We start from the raw sequence: 248 nt of genomic DNA, 5'->3' as shown, positions 1-248 counted from the left end.
GAGGGACGGAAACACCGCCCGGGAAAAGTCGGAGGTCTGCGCCAGGCTGGCGGCGATCATCGCTGACAAGGCCAGCACCGAGCCGGACGACAAGTCGATGCCCGTGGTGATAATCACCTGGGTCACACCGATGGCCAGCAGGCCGATGATCGACACCTGCAGGATCATCAGCACCAGACGCTGGGAGTTCATTAGAAAGCTCTGGTCGCGCACGATCCAGCCAAACAGTTCAAACACCAGGCCGATAC

General features: G+C 60.5%; 1 pseudogene. It reads right to left on the bottom strand.

Annotated elements, in window-relative coordinates:
* Nucleotides 1–246, bottom strand: a pseudogene (locus QN399_RS26515) (ABC transporter permease); the annotation flags it as partial.
* Nucleotides 247–248: the final 2 nt, after the last annotated feature.

Origin of the sequence: Pseudomonas sp. 10C3 (assembly GCF_036346185.1) — a bacterium.
Taxonomy (GTDB): Bacteria; Pseudomonadota; Gammaproteobacteria; order Pseudomonadales; family Pseudomonadaceae; genus Aquipseudomonas.
Note: the sequence above shows the minus strand (reverse complement) of the source record. Positions and strands in the feature narration are given on the sequence as shown.